Source organism: Kitasatospora sp. NEAU-69 (assembly GCF_057158765.1).
This window is the reverse complement of record NZ_JBWXUE010000001.1, coordinates 134,866-153,813: the sequence shown is the minus strand read 5'-3', so window position 1 is coordinate 153,813 and position 18,948 is coordinate 134,866. Positions and strand designations below refer to the sequence as shown.

General features: G+C 71.4%; 14 protein-coding genes. 6 read left to right on the top strand and 8 right to left on the bottom strand.

The features are described from left to right. Nucleotides 1–250 precede the first annotated feature (250 nt). From AC060L_RS00615 to AC060L_RS00605, 3 genes are all read left to right on the top strand, one after another. Entirely contained in the window at nt 251–649 is a 399-nt protein-coding gene (locus tag AC060L_RS00615; protein ID WP_483796136.1) for a cell division protein SepF, read from the top strand. A 184-nt stretch (nt 650–833) separates the two neighbouring features. After that, nucleotides 834–1,385: a TetR/AcrR family transcriptional regulator gene (locus AC060L_RS00610; RefSeq protein WP_483796135.1), complete on the top strand. Its 552-nt coding sequence runs from the start codon at nt 834–836 to the stop codon at nt 1,383–1,385. Then, complete coding sequence (locus AC060L_RS00605; protein ID WP_483796133.1) at nt 1,382–2,968, top strand: MFS transporter; 1,587 nt, start codon at nt 1,382–1,384, stop codon at nt 2,966–2,968. Before AC060L_RS00610 ends, AC060L_RS00605 begins: the two co-directional genes overlap by 4 nt. Before the next feature lie 54 nt (nt 2,969–3,022). Here AC060L_RS00605 and AC060L_RS00600 read toward each other — a convergent pair whose 3' ends face one another. From AC060L_RS00600 to AC060L_RS00570, 7 genes are all read right to left on the bottom strand, one after another. Then, on the bottom strand, nt 3,023–5,503 hold the full coding sequence (locus AC060L_RS00600) for a SpoIIE family protein phosphatase (protein WP_483796132.1): 2,481 nt from the start codon (nt 5,501–5,503) through the stop codon (nt 3,023–3,025). 144 nt (nt 5,504–5,647) lie between these two features. After that, a complete protein-coding gene (locus AC060L_RS00595; RefSeq protein ID WP_483796131.1) occupies nt 5,648–6,277 on the bottom strand; it encodes a TetR/AcrR family transcriptional regulator in 630 nt (209 codons plus the stop codon). A 120-nt stretch (nt 6,278–6,397) separates the two neighbouring features. After that, nucleotides 6,398–7,987, bottom strand: coding sequence for an AMP-binding protein (locus tag AC060L_RS00590; RefSeq protein ID WP_483796130.1), 1,590 nt, complete (start codon nt 7,985–7,987; stop codon nt 6,398–6,400). Between the two features lie 116 nt (nt 7,988–8,103). Further along, complete coding sequence (locus tag AC060L_RS00585) at nt 8,104–9,285, bottom strand: acyl-CoA dehydrogenase family protein (RefSeq protein ID WP_483796129.1); 1,182 nt, start codon at nt 9,283–9,285, stop codon at nt 8,104–8,106. A gap of 69 nt (nt 9,286–9,354) precedes the next feature. Continuing rightward, a complete protein-coding gene (locus AC060L_RS00580) occupies nt 9,355–11,325 on the bottom strand; it encodes an acetyl/propionyl/methylcrotonyl-CoA carboxylase subunit alpha (protein ID WP_483796128.1) in 1,971 nt (656 codons plus the stop codon). Between the two features lie 11 nt (nt 11,326–11,336). After that, nucleotides 11,337–12,935, bottom strand: a complete 1,599-nt coding sequence (locus AC060L_RS00575; RefSeq protein WP_483796127.1) for an acyl-CoA carboxylase subunit beta — start codon at nt 12,933–12,935, stop codon at nt 11,337–11,339. Continuing rightward, nucleotides 12,932–14,704 (bottom strand): acyclic terpene utilization AtuA family protein, encoded by a 1,773-nt coding sequence (locus tag AC060L_RS00570; RefSeq protein WP_483796126.1) that lies wholly within the window; start codon nt 14,702–14,704, stop codon nt 12,932–12,934. Before AC060L_RS00570 ends, AC060L_RS00575 begins: the two co-directional genes overlap by 4 nt. 410 nt (nt 14,705–15,114) lie before the next feature. Between AC060L_RS00570 and AC060L_RS00565 the strand changes: the two genes are divergently transcribed. Beyond that, nucleotides 15,115–15,801 (top strand): SMI1/KNR4 family protein, encoded by a 687-nt coding sequence (locus AC060L_RS00565; protein ID WP_483796125.1) that lies wholly within the window; start codon nt 15,115–15,117, stop codon nt 15,799–15,801. 346 nt (nt 15,802–16,147) lie between these two features. Here the strand turns inward: AC060L_RS00565 and AC060L_RS00560 are convergent, their stop codons facing one another. Then, nucleotides 16,148–17,065 carry a hypothetical protein gene (locus AC060L_RS00560; protein ID WP_483796124.1) on the bottom strand — a complete coding sequence of 306 codons (918 nt, stop codon included), beginning with the start codon at nt 17,063–17,065 and terminating at the stop codon, nt 16,148–16,150. A 93-nt stretch (nt 17,066–17,158) separates the two neighbouring features. On the opposite strand from AC060L_RS00560, the gene AC060L_RS00555 reads away from it, so the two are divergent. Together AC060L_RS00555 and AC060L_RS00550 are read left to right on the top strand one after the other, a co-directional pair. Next, a complete protein-coding gene (locus AC060L_RS00555) occupies nt 17,159–17,890 on the top strand; it encodes a hypothetical protein (protein ID WP_483796123.1) in 732 nt (243 codons plus the stop codon). A gap of 24 nt (nt 17,891–17,914) precedes the next feature. Next, the gene (locus AC060L_RS00550) at nt 17,915–18,529 is read left to right on the top strand and encodes an SMI1/KNR4 family protein (RefSeq protein WP_483796122.1); all 615 of its coding nucleotides are present in this window, start codon (nt 17,915–17,917) and stop codon (nt 18,527–18,529) included. Nucleotides 18,530–18,948 lie beyond the last annotated feature (419 nt).

Here is an 18,948-nt window from a genome sequence, read left to right as displayed (position 1 = left end):
AACTGTGAATTGACCGAACGGCATCCGGGTGAGGTGCGGCCGCAGCCCGCAACCATCCGCTCACCTGCGACGTCAGGTCTGAGTGAGAATCGGCATCTGCCTCCGGCAGGCGCCACCACCCGAACGGCGCGCCAGGGCGGGCGCCGATGCGGTGATCAGTGCGATACTCGGACAGTTCCGGCGAGTGGATGACGCGTCAGATGACTGCGCGGCACACGGGACCAGACGGGACAGGACAGGGAGGCGCGGCATGGGAGCACTTCGCGACGAGCACCACAACGGGTGGCTGATGCCCTCCGGCAACTACCCCGCCGCGGTGTACGACGAGGACGAGGCCTGGGGATCCGCGGACACCGTGCCGATGCTGCCGAACCCGGCCAAGATCGCCTCGGTGAAGCCGACCGGCTTCGAGTCCGCCCGGACGGTCGGCGAGCACATCCGGTCGGGCACTCCGGTGGTGATGGACCTGACCGAGATGGACGACGGCGAGGCCAAGCGGATGGTCGACTTCGCCTCCGGACTCGTCTTCGGCACCCGCGGCGGCATCGAGCGGATCGCCCGCCGGGTCTTCCTGCTCACTCCGCCGGAGGTCGAGGTCATGGTGATCGACCGGCCACTGGACGACAGCGGGTTCTACAACCAGAGCTGATCACGACCGCATTCGATCACGCGCGCCGACAGCGGTCGGAGCCGAACGAGCAGGACCCCGAGCCGGGGGTGGCACCCGCCACCTCCGGCTTTTTGGCGCCTCCGGCCCGTCGCCCTGGGCGCTCAGACGTGGCAGCAAAATCTCACCTGAGACATTCATGTCTCAGGTGAGCTACCATATTCTCATGGCAATCGATCGCGACTCCGTCCTCCAGGCCGCCGTCGGCGTGCTCTCCCGGCAGCCGACCGCCCATCTGGACGAGATCGCCCGCGCCGCCGGAATCAGCCGCGCCTCGCTGCACCGGATCTTCCCCGGCCGCGAATCGCTGCTCCGCGAGGTCGGCCTGCTGGGCCTGCGCCGCTACAACGCCGCGCTGGACACCGCCGCGATCGAGCAGGGCGACGCCGCCGAGGCGCTGCGCCGACTGGCCGGGCTGCTGGTCCCGGACGCCGCGCTCTGCGCGTTCCTGGCCGGCGAGAACCAGCTGTTCGACGACCCCGAGCTGTGCGCCCTCTGGGAGGAGCAGGACGCCCGGGTCCGCGCGTTCTTCCTGCGCGGCCAGCAGGAGGGGGCGTTCCGGATCGAGCTGCCGGCCGGCTGGCTCAGCGAGGCGTTCTTCGACCTGCTGGCCGGCGTCGGCTGGGCCGTCCAGGACGGCCGCCTCGCCCCCCGCGACAGCGCCTTCGCCCTCATCGAGCTCTTCCTCGGCGGAGCCCTCAGGAGACCTGCCCCATGAGTAACACCCCGGTGAGCAATCCGTCTTCGACCAGTGCCACCACCGCACGCGACGCCGCAGCAACCACCACCACCGTCACCTCCGTCCCCGCCGGATCGCGCCGGCGCTGGGCCGGTCTGGCCGTGCTCGTCCTCGCCGTCACGCTCGTGGTGGTGGACGCGACCGTCCTGGTGCTGGCCATCCCGTCGATCAGCGAGACGCTGGCGCCGAGCGCGACCCAGCTGCTCTGGATCGGCGACATCTACTCCTTCGTGCTGGCCGGACTGCTGGTCAGCATGGGCTCGCTCAGTGACCGGGTGGGCCGCAAGCGGCTGCTGCTGATCGGCGCCGCCTCGTTCGGTGCCGCCTCGCTGCTGGCCGCCTACGCGGCGAGTCCTGGCTGGCTGATAGCCGCCCGCGCGCTGCTCGGCGTCGCCGGGGCGACGATCATGCCGTCCACGCTGTCGCTGATCCGGGGACTCTTCCCGGACGACCGGGAGCGGGCCACCGCGATCGGGATCTGGAGCGCGGCGGCCACCGCCGGCGCCGCCGCCGGACCGCTGGTCGGCGGGATCCTGCTGGAGCACTTCTGGTGGGGCTCGGTCTTCCTGCTCAACCTGCCGGTGGTCGCGCTGCTGCTGGTGCTCGGCGGCTGGCTGCTGCCGGAGTCCAAGGACCCGAAGCCGGGACGCTGGGACCCGGCGAGCGTGCTGCTCTCGCTGGTCGGGCTGATATCCGTGGTCTACGCGATCAAGGAAGCGGCCGCGCACGGCGTGCTGCGCTGGGACGTGCCGGTGACCGCCGTGCTCGGCGCGACGGCGCTGCTGCTCTTCGTCCGCCGCCAGCTCCGGCTGACCGCTCCGCTGCTCGACGTGCGGCTGTTCGCCGACCGCCGGTTCACCGCGGCCACGCTGAGCGCGCTGATCGCGGTCCTCGGGCTGGGCGGCGTGATCTTCTTCATCTCGCAGTACCTCCAGCTGGTGCGCGGCTTCTCGCCGCTGACCGCCGGACTGGCCGAGATGCCGGCCTTCGCCGGTGCGGCGGTCGCCTCGATGCTGACCGCGCGGCTGGCCCGGGCGACCGGCGCCCGCGCCGCACTGACCGGCGGGATGATCCTCCTGGGGCTCTCGCTCGGCGCACTCGGCTGGATCCAGCAGGACACCACGTACCTGGTGCTGGCCGTGATCTTCACCGCGGTCGGCGCGGCCGAGGGGCTGGTCTACACGCTCGCCTCCGACCTGGTGCTGACCGCCGCGCCCGCCGAGAAGGCCGGCGCCGCCTCGGCCGTCTCCGAGACGGCGTACGAGCTCGGCACCGCGCTCGGTATCGCACTCTTCGGCTCGGTGCTGACGGCCGTGTACACCGGCCGGATGGCGCTGCCCGCCGGGCTGGATCCCGCGGTCGCCGCGAAGGCGAAGCAGTCGCTCGGCTCGGCCGTGGAGGCGGCGTCCGGCCTGCCCGGTCCGACCGGCGAGGCGCTGGCCCACGCGGCCCGCACGGCCTTCGTCCACGGCCTCGGCCTGGCGGCGCTGCTGGCCGCCGGCCTGGTACTGCTGGGCACGGTGCTCGCCTGGCGGCTGCTCGGGGACCGACGGCCGTCCTGACGCCAGGGCGGCCGCGGGTCAGCTGGCGGCTGCGGGTCAGCCGGCGGCGGCGGGTCAGCTGCCCAGCGGGAGCTCGAGCTCGGCCCAGACCACCTTGCCGTCCCGGGTCGGGCGGCTGCCCCAGCGGTGGGCGAGCTCGTTCACCAGGTACATCCCGCGCCCACCCTCGTCCTCCGAGCCGGCCGGGCGCAGCCGCGGCGTCTGCCGGCCCGAGTCGGCGACCTCGACGGTGAGCGCCCGGTCGCGGTAGAGCCGCAGCCGGCGCGGCTCCTCAGCGTGCACCAGCGCGTTCGTCACCAGCTCGCTGACCAGCAGCTCGGCGAAGTCCGCCAGCGGCGAGAGCCCCCAGGCGGCCAGCGTGCTGCGGGTGAAGCGGCGGGCCAGCGCCGGGATCGGGCCGTCGCCGGTGAGCGGCAGGGTGGCGATCCGGTCGCTCGGCACCGGCAGCGCCCGGGCCATGATCATCGCGACGTCGTCCTCGGTGCCGTCGCGCACGAGGGCCGAGACGACGGCGTCGCAGTGCGCCTCCAGGGTCCGGCCGCGCGCGGCCAGTGTGCGCCGCAGCTCGTCGATACCGTCGTCGATGTCCGCGCCGCGGCGCTCGACCAGGCCGTCCGTGTACAGGGCGATGATGGCGCCCTCCGGCAGCGTGAACTCGGTGTTCTCGAACGCCACCCCGCCGACGCCGAGCGGCACCCCGGGCGGCACGTCCAGCGAGCGGGCGTCGCCGTCCGGCCCCATCACGACCGGCGGCAGGTGGCCCGCGCAGGCGAGCGTGCAGCTGCGGTCCACCGGGTCGTACACCGCGCAGACGCAGGTCGCGAACTGGCCCTCGCCGATGCCGGTCGCGGTCTCGTCCAGCCGGGCCAGCACCTGCGCGGGCGGCATGTCGAGGGTGGCCAGGGTGCGGGCGACGGTGCGCAGCTGCCCCATCGTCGCGGCGGCCCGGATGCCGTGGCCCATCACGTCGCCGACCACCAGCGCGACCCGGCCGCAGGAGAGCGGCACCACGTCGAACCAGTCGCCGCCGACCTCGCTGACCACGCTGCTCGGCAGGTACCGGTAGGCGATCTCCAGGCCCAGCGTGCGGTGGATCTCCTGCGGCAGCAGGCTGCGCTGCAGTGTCAGCGCGGTGTCCCGCTCGCGGCGGTAGAGCCGCGCGTTGTCGATCGAGACGGCGGTGCGGGCGACCAGCTCCTCGGCCATCCGGACGTCCGCCTCGGAGAACGGCTCCGGATTGCGGGTGCGGACGAACTCGGCGCCGCCGAGCACCATGCCGCGGGCCATCACCGGCACCAGCAGGTACGAGTGGATGCCCGCGGCGAGCCCCGGCTCGACCCGTTCCTCACGGGCGGCCAGCTTGCGCATCGTCGGCTCGTCCATATGGGGGACGGCCAGCGTCCGCCCGCTGCGCAGGCTCTGGGTGTAGATCCGGTTCGACTCGTAGGCCGTGGTCTCGCCGACCGCGTCGGCCACCGTGGTCAGCCCCGAGTCGTGCGCCTCGCCGGAGGCGACCGCGCGCAGCAGCACACCCTGGTCGGGCGCGAGCAGCCCCGGCTCCTCGCCCTGGAGCACTGGGTCGAGCAGGTCGACGGTGGCGAAGTCGGCGAAGTTCGGCACCACGGCGGAGATCAGCTCCTCCGCGGTGCGCTGCATGTCCAGCGTGGTCCCGATCCGCGCGGTCGCCTCGGCGAGCAGCGTGAGCCGCTCCTGCGCACGGGTGGCCCGGGCCTCGGCCCGGAACCGCTCGGTCACGTCGATGATCGAGGAGCTCACCCCGAGCACCCGGCCCGAGGGGTCGGCGAGCCGGAAGTAGGACGTGGACCAGGCACGGTCGCGGCGCGGGTCGCCGGGGGTGCGGCCGTACGAACGGGCGTCGAGCACCGGGCGGCCGGTGGTCAGCACCTCGCGCATCACGGCCTCGATCTCGGCGTTGTTGAGGCCGGGGAGCACGGCGTCCACCCGTCGGCCCAGGTGCGCCTCGACCGGCAGGCCGTTGATCTCGGCCAGCGCCGGGTTGAGCCGGACGTAGCGCAGCTCGGCGTCGTAGACGGCCATCCCGATCGGCGACTGCGTGAAGAAGCCGTCGAGCACCGCGAGGTCGGCCTCCACCTGCCGGACCGCCCGGATGTCCGAGCCGGTGGCGAGCACCATCGGGCGCCCGTCCGGGCCGGTGATGCCGTAGGTGCGGAACTCCAGCTCGACCTCGTGGCCGTCCCGGTGCCGGATCGGGAAGACACCGGACCAGCGGCGGCCGGTCATGATGTGCTCGTAGAGCTCCAGCACCGCCGCACGGTGCTCCGGGACGGCCAGCCGGGGGGCGGCGTGGTGGCCGACGATCTCGTCGGCGCGCCAGCCGAGCAGCCGTTCGGCGTCCTCGCTCCAGTGCAGCACGACGCCGTCGGCGTCCAGCAGCGCGGTGGCGAGCGGCACCAGGCGATGACCGTCCAACTGGGCAGGGACGATCTCGGGTGCGCTCCCGCTGCTGGCGTCGGCGGCTCCCTCGGCCTGGGGGCCCGGCTCTGGTGCGTGCATGGTCTGGCAACCACCCCGGCGGCTCGTTCCCGGTCTGACGAGTCCAGCCTGCCTGCTCGGCGGCGGCGCGGCGACCGCTGGTGACCTCCGGTGACCCGATGTCAACGGCGGGGGCGTGCTTCCGGTGGTGCTGCGGATGCCGTTCTAATCGTGGTTCTGGTCGTGCTCGTGCTCGCGCAGGGCCGCGTCGAGCATCCGGGACCACTGGCGGAGCACGCCCGCCCGGCGCGGCGCGTCGTCGGTCAGCAGGTTGGCCAGGCCGAGGCCACGGGCCAGGTCGAGGGTGGCCTGGACGGTCTCCCGCACGCCCGTCGCGCCTTCGTCCACGCCGAGGAACTCCAGCGCGGCCCGGTGCGACTCGCGGCCGACCCGGTTCTCCAGCTGGACGATCCGCTCACGCAGCGGCTCCTCGGTGGCCGCGGCGACCCACAGGTGCAGCGCGGCGCGGAACAGCGGCCCGGTGTAGAGGCGGACGATCAGCTCGACCACCGCCTCGGTCCGCGCCGGGCCGGGCGGTGGCAGCTCACCGGCACCGGCGCGGACGGCGGCCAGCCGCTCGGCAGCAACGTGGTCGACGGCCGCGGTGAAGAGGTCCTCGCGGGTCGGGAAGTGGTGCTGGGCGGCGCCCCTGGTCACTCCGGCGCGCTCGGCCACCACGGTGACGGTGCTGCCGTTCCAGCCGAGTTCGGCGAGGCACTCGACCGCCGCCTCCAGCAGCCGGCGTCTGGTGGCGCGGCTGCGGTCCTGCTGCGGGGTGCGGGCGGCGGTGGTCATCGGCGGTGCGCTCCGGATCGGTGGGGGGTGGCGGGGTCCGGGGCTCCGGCCCCGCCACCGTCTGCTGGCATCCTCGCAGACGGTGGCGGGGTCACGGACCGGCGGGCGAACGCCCAGCGGTCAGCGGCCGCGCAGCTCGCGGCGCAGGATCTTGCCGCTGGCGGACTTCGGCACCGCGGTCAGGAAGTCCACCGCGCGGACCTTCTTGTACGGCGCGACCCGGGCCGCGACGAAGTCGATCACCTCGGTCTCGGTGAGCGTGCTGCCGGGCGAGCGGACCACGAACGCCTTGGGCCGCTCGGTGCCGTCCTGGTCCGTCACCCCGACCACGGCGGCGTCCGCGATCTGCGGATGCGTCAGCAGCAGCGCCTCCAGCTCGGCGGGCGCGACCTGGTAGCCCTTGTACTTGATCAGCTCCTTCACCCGGTCGACGATGTGCAGGTAACCGCGCTCGTCCATCCGCCCGACGTCGCCGGTGTGCAGCCAGCCGTCGGCGTCGATCATCGCGTGGGTGTCGCCCGGGCGGCCGAAGTACCCCTTCATCACCTGCGGCCCGCGGATCAGGATCTCGCCGGTCTCACCGACGCCGAGGTCCGGGTCCGAGCCGTCCACCGCGGCGACCCGCAGCTCGGTGGAGGCGACCAGCTTGCCGACCGTGCCCGGCGACGGCTCGGCGGCGTCCAGCGGCACGAGGTGGGTGGCCGGCGAGAGCTCGGTCATCCCGTAGCCCTGGTGGACGGTGGGCAGGCCGAGCCGGGTGGCGCAGGCGGCGGCCAGCTCGGCGTCGAGCGGGGCGGCGGAGCTGAGGATCCAGCGGACCGAGGAGAGGTCGAACTGCGCCACCAGCGGGTGCTTGGCCAGCGCCAGCACGATCGGCGGGGCCACCAGCAGGCCCTCGATCCGGTGCTCCTGGATGGTGCGCAGGAACTGCTCCAGATCGAAGCGCGGCAGCACGACCACGGTCGCGCCGGACCGCAGCGGGCGGTGCAGAAGCCCAGCCATGCCGTAAATGTGAAAAAACGGGAGAATTGCGATCAATCGCTCGCCGACCGGGGTCGGCTGGACCGCGTCGACCTGGCCGAGGTTGGTCGCGATCGAGCGGTGGGTGAGCATCACGCCCTTGGGCAGTCCGGTCGTGCCGCTGGAGTACGGGAGCACGGCGAGGTCGGTGCCCGGGTCTATCGCGACCTGCGGCTCGGGGCCGGTGGCGGCGCGCAGGTCCGCGAGCGTGCGGTACTCGTGTTCTGCTGCGTCAGTGCCCTTGTCCAGCAGGATGATCTCGCGGATCTCGCTGCCGTCCTTCGCCAGTTCGGCGGCAGCGGCGACCGCGACCGGGAGCAACGCGGTGCAGCTGAAGATCCAGCGGGCGCCGCTGTCGCGCAGCTGGGCGGCGAACTCCTCGGGGGTGGCGAGCGAGGAGACCGTGGTCACCGTCGCACCGGCCTTGCTGCAGGCGTAGAAGGCGACCGGGTAGGCGATCGAGTTGGGGCTGTGCAGCGCCACCACGTCCCCCTTGGCCAGGCCGGACTCGGCCAGGCCCGCGGCCGTCCGGCCGACGGCGGCGACCAGCTCGGCGTAACCGAGCGTCTCGCCGGTCAGGCCGTCGATCAGCGCGGGCGCGTCGCCGAACCGGCCGGCGCCGGCCAGTACCGCCTCGTGCAGCGGCAGATCGACGGTGGGGACATCGGGGTACTCGCTGCGGAACACCATGGCGACTCCTACGGGGTGGGAGAGTGCTGGCCGGTGGGCCATGCCGGGGTTGGTACCCGGGTGCCGGGGCGGGCACGCCCCGGCAGCACCGCCAACCCGACGGCCCCGGCGCTCCGTCAGTACGAGCGGGGCAGGCCCAGGGTGTGCTGGGCGACGTAGTTGAGGATCATCTCCCGGCTGACCGGTGCCACCCGGCCGACCCGGGTCGCGGCGATCAGCGCGGCCAGCCCGTACTCCTGGGTCAGGCCGTTGCCGCCGAGGGTCTGCACGGCCTGGTCCACGGTGCGGGTGGCCGCCTCGCCGGAGGCGTACTTGGCCATGTTCGCCGCCTCGCCGGCCGCGAGATCGTCGCCCGCGTCGTAGAGGTGGGCGGCCTTGCGCATCATCAGCCGGGCCAGCTCGATCTCGATCGCGCACTGGGCCAGCGGGTGGGACAGGCCCTGGTGGGCGCCGATCGGGGTGTCCCAGACGGTGCGGGTCTTCGCGTACTCCACGGCCGTGTTGAGCGCCTGGCGGGCGACTCCGAGGGAGAACGCGGCCGTCATGATCCGCTCGGGGTTGAGGCCCGCGAATAGCTGGAGCAGACCGGCGCTCTCGTCACCGACCAGCGCGTCCGCCGGCAGCCGCACGTCGTCCAGGAAGACCTGGAACTGCCGCTCCGGCGAGACGAGTTCCATCGGGATCGGGCGGTACTCGAAGCCCGGGGTGTCACGCGGCACGATGAACAGTGCCGGGCGGAGCTTGCCAGTGCGGGCGTCGGCGGTGCGGCCGACCACGAGCACGGCGTCCGAACCGTCGATGCCGGAGATGAAGACCTTGCGGCCGTTCAGGATCCAGTCCGAACCGTCGCGGTGCGCGATGGTGGAGAGCCGGTGCGAGTTCGAGCCGGCGTCCGGCTCGGTGATCGCGAAGGCCATCCGGCGGCTGCCGTCGGAGAGTGCCGGCAGCCAGCCCCGCTTCTGCTCCTCGGTGCCGAAGCGGGCGATGATGGTCCCGCAGATCGCCGGGGAGACCACCAGCATCAGCAGCGGGCAGCCGACCGTGCCCAACTCCTCCAGGACTATCGAGAGTTCGGTGACGCCCGCGCCACCGCCGCCGTACTCCTCCGGGAGGTTCACCCCGAGGAACCCCAACTTGCCGGCCTCCGACCAGAGTTCGTCGGTGTGTTCGCCGGCCCGGGCCTTGGCGAGGAAGTAGGTCGAGCCGAAGCGGCGGCCGAGGTCGCCGACGGCCTTGCGCAGCGCGATCCGCTCCGGGGTCTCGATCAGCGGGCTCTCGGTGGTGCTCGGTGCGGACATGTCCGGGGTCCTTCCGATCGGTTCTTCCGGGTGTTCTGGGGTTGTTCGGGGTTGCTCGGGGTTGCTCGCTCAGGCCGGCTCGACGACCGGCTCGACGACCGCGAGCAGTGCGCCCAGCTCGACCTGTTGGCCGGCTCCGGTGCGCAGCTCGGTGAGCGTGCCGTCCACGGGGGCGGTCACCTGGTGTTCCATCTTCATCGCCTCCAGCCAGAGCAGCGGCTGACCGGCCGTCACCCGGTCGCCGACCGCCGCCCCGAGCCGGACCACCGTGCCGGGCATCGGCGCCAGCAGCGCGCCGGCCGCCCGCTGCTCGACCGGCTCCGGGAAGCGCGGCAGCGCCGTGAGGGTGAAGGATCCCGACGGAGTGTCGATCTCGACCCGCGAACCGTCCTCGCCATAGGTCGCGATCCGGAAGCTGCTGCGCCGCAGGCCGTCCAGCTCCAGGACGACCTCTGCGGCGTCGGCCGAGATCAGCCGCACGCCCGGGTGGTCATCGGCCCGCAGGCCGTTCCTGGTCAGGCGGTAGCGGACCTCCAATTCGGTTCCGTCGGCAGCCTGGTAGCGCTTCTGCTGGGGCTGCGACGGCAGGTTGCGCCAGCCCGAGGGCAGCGCGGCCGGGCGGGCCGCCGCGTCGGCGAGCGCTGCGGCGAGCGCGGCCAGCGGCAGTTCGCGCTTCTCCCGGTCGCCGTCCCCGCTGCCGTCACCGCTGCTGGTGCCGGTGCCGAGCAGGTCGGCCGCGTGCTCGATCAGGAACCCGGTGTGCACCCGCCCGTCCAGGAACGCCGGGTGGCGCAGCGCACGGACCAGCAACTCCCGGTTGGTGACCAGTCCGTGGATCCGGCTGCGGGTCAGCGCGGCGGCCAGCAGCCGGGCGGCCGCGGCCCGGGTCGGCGCCCAGGCGATCACCTTGGCGAGCATCGCGTCGTAGTGGATGCCGACCGTGCTGCCGTCCTCGACACCGGAGTCCACCCGCAGGTCGGGCAGGTCGGTCGGGAACTCGATCCGGTGCAGCGTGCCGGTCTGCGGCTGCCATCCGGCGGCCGGGTCCTCGGCGTACAGCCGGGCCTCGATCGCGTGACCGCGAGCGGCAGGCGGCTCGGCCGGGAGCTGCTCGCCCTCCGCCACTGCGAGTTGGAGTGCCACCAGATCGAGCCCGGTGACCGCCTCGGTGACCGGGTGCTCGACCTGGAGGCGGGTGTTCATCTCCAGGAAGAAGATGCGGCCGTCCGGCGCGAGCAGGAACTCCGCCGTGCCGGCGCCGGTGTAGCCGATCGCGCGGGCTGCCGCGGTTGCGGCGTCGGCGAGCTCGGCGCGCACGCCGGCGTCCAGCCCCGGCGCCGGCGTCTCCTCGATCACCTTCTGGTGCCGGCGCTGCAGCGAGCAGTCGCGCTCGCCGAGCGACCAGACGGTGCCGTGCGCGTCGGCCAGCAGCTGCACCTCGACGTGCCGACCGGTCGGCAGGTACGGCTCGCAGAACACCTCGGGCGAGCCGAAGGCGGCTGCGGCCTCGGCCGCTGCCGCGGCCATCTCGCCCGGCAGGTCGGCCAGTCGGCGGACCACGCGCATGCCGCGTCCGCCACCGCCGGCGGCCGCCTTGACCAGCAGCGGCAGGTCGGCCTCGGTCGCGGCCGCCGGGTCCACCGGCGCGAGCACCGGCACGCCGGCCGCGGCCATCAGCTTCTTGGCCGCCGTCTTGGAGCCCATCGCGGCCATCGCCTCGGGCGACGGGCCGACCCAGATCAGCCCGGCCGCGAGCACCGCGCGGGCGAACTCCGGCTCCTCGGAGAGGAATCCGTAGCCCGGGTGGACGGCGTCCGCACCGGCGGACCGGGCGGCCGCGATCAGCAGGTCGGCGCGCAGGTAGGTGTCGGCGGGTGCGGCGCCGGGCAGCCGGACGGCCGTGTCGGCCTCCCGCACGTGCGGCGCCTGCGCGTCCGCGTCGGAGTACACCGCCACTGTGGCGATGCCCAGTTGGCGGCAGGTGCGGGCGATCCGGCGGGCGATCTCACCGCGGTTGGCGATCAGCAGACTGGTGATCATCTGAGGCTCTCTCACATTCGGAAGACGCCGTAGCCGCGCGCGCCCTGGACCGGTGCGCTGTGGATCGCGGAGAGGCAGAGGCCGAGTACGGTTCGGGTGTCACGCGGGTCGATCACCCCGTCGTCGTAGAGCCGACCGGAGAGGAAGGCCGGCAGCGACTCCGCCTCGATCTGCTGCTCCACCATGGCGCGGATCGCCGCGTCCGCGTCCTCGTCGTACGGCTGCCCCTTCGCCGCGGCGGACTGGCGGGCCACGATGGAGAGCACGCCGGCGAGTTGCTGCGGACCCATGACCGCCGACTTGGCACTCGGCCAGGCGAACAGGAAGCGCGGGTCGTACGCCCGGCCGCACATGCCGTAGTGGCCGGCGCCGTACGAGGCGCCCATCAGGACCGAGATGTGCGGGACGGTGCTGTTCGCGACCGCGTTGATCATCATCGCGCCGTGCTTGATGATGCCGCCCTGCTCGTAGTCCTTGCCGACCATGTAGCCGGTGGTGTTGTGCAGGAAGAGCAGCGGAATGTCGCGCTGGTTGGCCAGTTGGATGAACTGGGTGGCCTTCTGCGACTCCGCGCTGAACAGCACGCCCTGCGCGTTCGCCAGGATCCCGACCGGGAAGCCGTGCACGGTGGCCCAGCCGGTGGTCAGGCTGGTGCCGTAGCGCGGCTTGAACTCGTCGAAGTCGGAGGCGTCGACGATCCGGGCGATCACCTCGCGCGGGTCGAACGGGACCTTCAGGTCGCCGGGGACGACGCCGAGCAGTTCGTCCTCGTCGTACTTCGGCGCCGCGGCGGTGACGTCCGGGCCCGGACCGGCCTTGCGCCACTGCAACCGCTGCACGATGCGGCGGGCGGTCGCGATGGCGCCCGGCTCGTCGACCGCGAAGTAGTCGGCCAGGCCGGAGACCCGGGCGTGCATGTCGGCGCCGCCGAGCGACTCGTCGTCCGACTCCTCACCGGTGGCCATCTTGACCAGCGGCGGCCCGCCCAGGAAGACCTTGGCGCGCTCCTTCACCATCACGGTGTGGTCGGACATCCCGGGGACGTACGCGCCGCCCGCCGTCGAGTTGCCGAAGACCACGGCGACGGTGGGGATTCCGGCCGCCGAGAGCCGGGTGAGGTCGCGGAAGAGCGCACCGCCCGGGATGAAGATCTCCTTCTGGCTCGGCAGGTCGGCGCCGCCGGACTCGACCAGGTTGATCAGCGGGAGCCGGTTGCGCAGCGCGATCTCGTTCGCCCGCAGGGCCTTGCGCAGCGTCCACGGATTGCTCGAACCGCCGCGCACGGTCGGGTCGTTGGCGGTGATCACGCACTCCGTCCCGGCGACCGTACCGATGCCGGTGACCATCGAGGCGCCGACCGGGTAGTCGCTGCCCCAGGCCGCGAGCGGCGAGAGCTCCAGGAACGGCGTGTCCTGGTCGAGCAGCAGCTCGATCCGCTCGCGGGCGAGCAACTTGCCGCGCGCCCGGTGCCGTTCGACGTACTTCGGCCCGCCGCCGGCCAGCGCCTTGGCGTGCTCGGCGTCCAGGGCGTCGAGCTTGTCGAGCATGGCGGCGCGGTGCGCCCGGAACTCGGCGGAGTGCGGATCGAGGCGAGTGGGGAGGACGGTCACAGCAGGGCCTCCGGGATGTCGAGATGGCGCGAACGGAGCCACTCCCCCAGCGCCTTGGCCTGCGGGTCGAACCGGGCCTGGGCGGCCACGCCCTCACCGAGCAGGCCCGTGATGACGAAGTTGACGGCTCGCAGGTTCGGCAGCAGGTGGCGGGTGATGGGCAGGTCGGCCGTCTCGGGCAGCAGTTCGCGCAGCCGGTCGACCGTGAGCGTGTGCGCGAGCCAGTGCCAGGCCTGGTCCGTGCGGACCCAGAGTCCGAGGTTGGCGTCGCCGCCCTTGTCGCCGCTGCGGGCCCCGGCGACCAGACCGAGCGGGGCCCGGCGGGCGGGGGTGGGCGCGGGCAGTCGCGCGGGGTCGGGATCGAACTCGATGACGAGCGAGGAGCGGTAGGCACTCTCCAGGCCGTCGGCGCCCGCCTGCGCGATCGGGCGCCGGGTGCCGTCCGGGAGGACGGCCCAGTGCTCGACCACCTTGGCGTCCACGTACACCGCCTCGAAGACGCCGCAGGGCGCACCGGGGCCGGGCGGCGCGGTCAGGTGGAAGCCCGGGTAGCCGGAGAGTCCGAGCTCGACCGCGGTGGAGCTGATGGCCCGTCCGACCTTCGCCTGGTCCGGGTCCTTGACGGTGAGCTGGAGCAGGGCGCTCGCCTGCTGTTCGGTCGCGGCGTCGGCATGGTCGGTGCGAGCCAGCGTCCAGCGCAGCTCGGCCGGTCGCTGCTGCTCGGGGAGCGCCTGCTCGAACTGGGTGCGGACCAGCTCGGCCTTCGCCTCGATCTCCAGGCCGGTGAGCACGAAGACCACCTCGTTGCGCCAGCCGCCGATCCGGTTGAGGCCGACCTTCAGCGTGTAGGGCGGCGCCTCGCCGCGCACCGCGCCGATCCGGACCCGGTCGGGACCCTGCTGCTCCAGCCGGACACTGTCCAGCCGGGCCGTCACGTCCGGCCCGAGGTAGCGCGGTCCGCCGGTCTCGTACAGGAGTTGGGCAGTGACCGTGTCCACGGTCACCGCACCGCCGGTGCCGGGGTGCTTGGTGATCACGCTGCTGCCGTCGGCGTGGATCTCGGCGATCGGGAAGCCGGGGCGCCCGAGATCCGGGATCTCGGTGAAGAAGGAGAAGTTGCCGCCGGTCGCCTGCGCGCCGCACTCCAGCACGTGCCCGGCGACCACCGCCCCGGCCAGCGCGTCGAAGTCGTCCCGCCGCCAACCGAAGTGGGCCGCCGCCGGACCGGCGACCAGCGCGGCATCGGTCACCCGCCCGGTCACCACCAGATCGGCGCCCGCCCCCAGGCACTCGGCGATGCCCCAGGCACCGAGGTAGGCATTGGCGGCGAGCAGGTCGCGACGCTCGGTGAACTCCCCGGCCCGGTCCAGCAGATCGTCACCCGTGACGTGCGCGACCCGAAGCGGAATCCCCTGCGCCGCAGCCAACTCGGCGGCCGCCTCGGCCAGTCGGGCCGGGTTGAGACCACCGGCATTGACCACCAGCCGCACCCCCCGCTCCACCGCGAGCCCCAGGCACTCCTCCAGCTGCCGCAGGAACCCCTTCGCGTAGCCGAGCTTCGGATCCTTCAACCGGTCACGGGCGAGGATCAGCATCGTCAGCTCGGCCAGGTAGTCCCCGGTGAGCACGTCCAACGGCCCCCCGGTCAGCATCTCGCGCATGGCGGAGAAGCGGTCACCATAGAAACCGGACGCATTCCCGATGCGCAACGGAGCGACAACGGGCGACGCCCCGACGGCAGCGGACGGCACAGGCTGGATTTCGGGCATGCAAGCGCTCTCTCGGAGTGGCGAAGCGCGCCGGCGGACGACCGGCTGACGATTGCTCAGGTGGCGAGTGCGGCGACGCCGGCAGCAGTCCCGGCACCGAGGGAAGCGTGGCAGCGCGGAGCAGAAAAAGCAATCATGCATGCTTGTTCTTTGCCATCGACCGCCCCACGGTCTGCATCGTGTGACCGGAAGTCGTAGTTGGCGATTGGAAGTCACAGTTGGTGACGACACAGTCCAACTACAGATAGTGACCATGTGGCTCGGCAGGCTAACTGTCGTGTCAGCACAGCATCTGTCGTCCAGGGTGTGACTGGGCACGGCGGCTGGCGCCGTTGAGAGGCTCGGCAATGACCGCACTCGCCTCGGAACCGGTCGTCCGGATTGTCGGGCGTGCCTCATAGGCTCGGCCCATGACTGGTCAGACCTGGGTTGGCGTTCGGGAGCGTGTGTGCGCGCTGGGAGTGAGTCCGGCCGGTGCCGGCGTGTTCGGTTCTCGGGGGCACCGGTTCGCCTTGGCCGAGCCGCTGACCTCGGCCGAGGTTGCTGACCTCGAAGCCCAGATAGGTGTTGTCCTGCCCGAGGAGTACCGCGAGTTCCTCCTCCAGGTCGGAGCTGGCGGCGCCGGTCCGGCGTATGGCGTCTTCCCCGTCCGACGGATCCAGGGCCGCTGGCGTTGGGAGGGAGATGGCGCCGACCTCGCGGACCTGTCCAGGTTGAGCGTGCCCTTCCCCCGGCAGGGCCCGGACCCGGAGCACGTGAGGGCGCTTCTGGAAGAACGGCCGGAGGAGGAGGACTTCGAGGAGATCGAAGACTTCGACGACGCCATCGAGTCCTGGGACGAGCGCTGGGAACCCGTGATGTTCTCACCGGACCGCACGGTCGGCGCTGTCGTGATCTCGCACCTGGGCTGCGCCGCCCGCCAGTGGCTGATCGTCAGCGGTCCCGAGCAGGGGCGGATCTGGTCCGACAACCGGGTAGACGACGAGGACCTCACTCCGCTGCTGGACGAGCGCGGCGAGCCGACGACCTTTGCTCGGTGGTATCTGACGTGGCTCGATGAGAGTGAACGTCAACAGCAGCAGGCCGCCCCTTCGTAGCGTTTTGCTTGCCGAAGATCGCCAGCCGCCAGATACCTCGCCGATTCAGCGACAGTTGTCGTGCTGACCTGAACGGAGAACCGCACGTCAAGTACCACTTTGGCGACAACTAGCGTGCTGAGTCACACTGTGACCCAACACGCTGACCGTCTCAGCACGACAATCGTCGTTGTCCCGCCGATGCCTCGGAATCGGGTTCCGCCCGCCGGACAACCCCATCGCGCACTCTACGAGGCAGGGAACGCAATCGGGGCGGGCTGCCACCGTTCCGCTGCACGCTATGGCGACCGCGACTGGTGGCGGCAAAGCTCGCGCGCTGACTCTTGAGCCCTGCGGCGCTGGCCACTCAGCTGGAGGGAGACAGACCCAAGTCTGCAAGCCAGCGCTCACGCAGGATACGGATCTCGGCGGAAGCGAACGCCCAGTCCAGCAGGCCCGGCTCGCGGTTCCCCTGGTACGAGCCGAGGAGGGGCAGCCGGGCCAGCTGACCAGTGTGCCGCAGCTCCCTGAGTGTCTGCTCATCGTCAGGGTGGCCGAAAACGGCCCTCGCGTTCACCTGGTCCCACGACGCCCCGTTGACGAACCTAAGCGCCTTCGGGTTGAGCCGACGCACCGCGCACGGTCCGGCTTCGTAGTCATCGCCCTCCCAAGCTGCATCAACGGCCATCAGAACGGCGACGTTTCCCGACAGCGGGAACAGCACACTGCGCACTCCGAACTCCAAGTCGAGGAAAGAGGTGTAGCCCTTGTCGTTGATCAGGAAGCGCGGCGCGTGGCTGCCCCGGCGGACCACCGCGAACCGGGCCCGGCTCATCAACTGCCGCGACTCACGGTGAGTGATCTGCCGCTGCTCCTGGATCACGTCCCGGGGCACCCCGGCCCCGAGGTACGCGGTACCGACACGGTCAAAGTCGGGATGGCGGATGGACTGCGCCTGGATGTGCAGCAGTATCGCCTCCCAATGCTGCACGGTGAATCCGTCCGACTCCAGCGCGACGGCCGCGATCGGCAGTGCCCCCTCATACTGCTCCCAGAGCTTGTCGGCGAAGTCGGCCGGCAGCGACGGAGTCGGTCGCTCGACGTCGTACACGCCAAACTCGGCCGCGACCCTCTCTGCCGGGAGCGGCCCAACCACGGTCGCTGAGTCCCGCCGCCGCATGCACACGTCGGCACAACGGCCACCGTTGCGGCGGGGGTTCGGAATGCCGAACCCCCCGATGAAAGCGGCCGGCAGATAGTGAGGGAGGGGACGCGCAGCACTCATGGCGGGACTGTACGCTCCGCCGCCGGCAACGGCCGACGGATTGTCCCGGCAACTACGACACTGCTCGTCAGTAGCGTGTCATAGGGTCCGCTCATGATCGCGCGTCCCACTGGGCAGGCGGAGGGGCCGTACGACGCCGCTTTCCTGCCCCGCCAACAGATGAACCTCACCGCCGCCCACCAGCCGATTGCTGAGCCGGTAGCCAAGTTCGGCGGCCAGCCCGTCTGGCTGTCTGAACCGACCTGGCCATTGGACCCAACCACGGGTGATCCGCTGGTGTTCATCGGGCAGTTCCCGATCCCCGGTTCCGAGCTCCGGCTGGCCTATCTCTTCCTCCATGAGGAAGGCATCATCATGGGTGGTCTCGACCCGGAGGCCGGCGACGCGGTGCTGCTGGTCCAGCCGGACGGCCGCATCCCGTCCTTCGCGGTCATCGGGCCACCCGACACACGTGGGTGGACGCTGTGGCGCTGGGGGCCCGACGACACCGAGGTTCCCGTCGAGTGGGGCATTGATCGGCAGCCAGTACCGCCCGAGATCGACCGCTCGATCGACGAGCAGGCGGCCTTCGAGCAGAGCGTGCGGAGCGATGACCACGACGCCGAGATGCCTGATGGCGAGGACCTGCATGACTACTTCGGCGGCACTGCTTGCTTCCCCAACCACGAAGCGCGCGTCGACTCACCTTGGCAGTTCCTGTTCAAGATCAGCGACGGCGGTGAAGCCGAGGACGATCCGTACTTCCTCAACCTCGGCTACGGATACGGCTTCGCCTTCGTCAGCCCCGATCACCGCGAAGGCCGCTTCTTCTGGGAGTGCTCATAAAGTGGCAGCTCAGACCCCATTGCAATGACCTTGGAGCAGTTCATGTCCTCATTGGATGAGTTGCAAGCCCTCCTGGGCGCCCCCGCCCAGGAGGTGTCCGACACCGACATCTGGTATGACGTTGAACAGCACGTAGGCTCCACTCTGCCCAGCGACTTCAAGACCTTCCTGGATGCCTACGGCAGCGGGGTCATCTCCGGTGAACTCGTGGTCTTCCACCCGCGCGGATCGAGCCCGCTTCTGGAGCGCATGACCAAGACTCATCAGACGTTTTCCGAACGTCGACGCAGGGCCCTGGGCCGCGGCGACTCCCAGCACTTCCCCTACGGTTTCCATCCCGAGCCAGGTGGGCTGATCTCTTGGGGGTACGACCACAGCGGCGATGAGCACTTCTTCCTGCCGTGTGATTCGGACCCAGACCACTGGAAGGTCGTCAGCATGGTCCACGAGGAGGGCTGCGAGACCTTCGACGGCTCGTTCTCAAGCTTCGCCCTCACCTTCGTGAAGCGGCTCTTCGAGGTGGACCCGTACCACGGGGTCGATCCAGAAGCGCTGGAGTTCCTCGAACCGGAGGACATGGAGGAGCTTGCCGCCGACGGCGAGATCGGGCCCGTCCAGCCAAGCTTCGAACCGTTCTGAGCAGGGCTGCCTCGGGCACATAGCCGGTCAGCGTTGAGCTTTTCAGCTGTCACCGTTGCGGAAGCTGAGTCACTCGGACGGCTGATAGTCACTTGCAGGACGGTCTCCTTCGGGAATTCCGCCTCCACGCGGACCCTCCGGGTGCTGTCGTTCTCTCGTGAGCATGCGGACCGGCCCCAGCATCCGCTCCGATGAGTGTGATCTCGGCGCGCTGTTCAGCGCGTTCGAGTCCTTGGAGGAGCGGGAGTTACTACCGGCCCTGGACTTCGTGCGGGCGCGGGAGGTGCTGCCGCAGCCGCTCCGTCTGGACTTTGAGCACATCGGCAGCCGGGCCAGGCACATCCCGGACTTCCTCGACCTGATGTCCGACGGGACCGGGTGGCTATTCGATGTCCGCCCGGCGGGGCTGGTCCGGGACG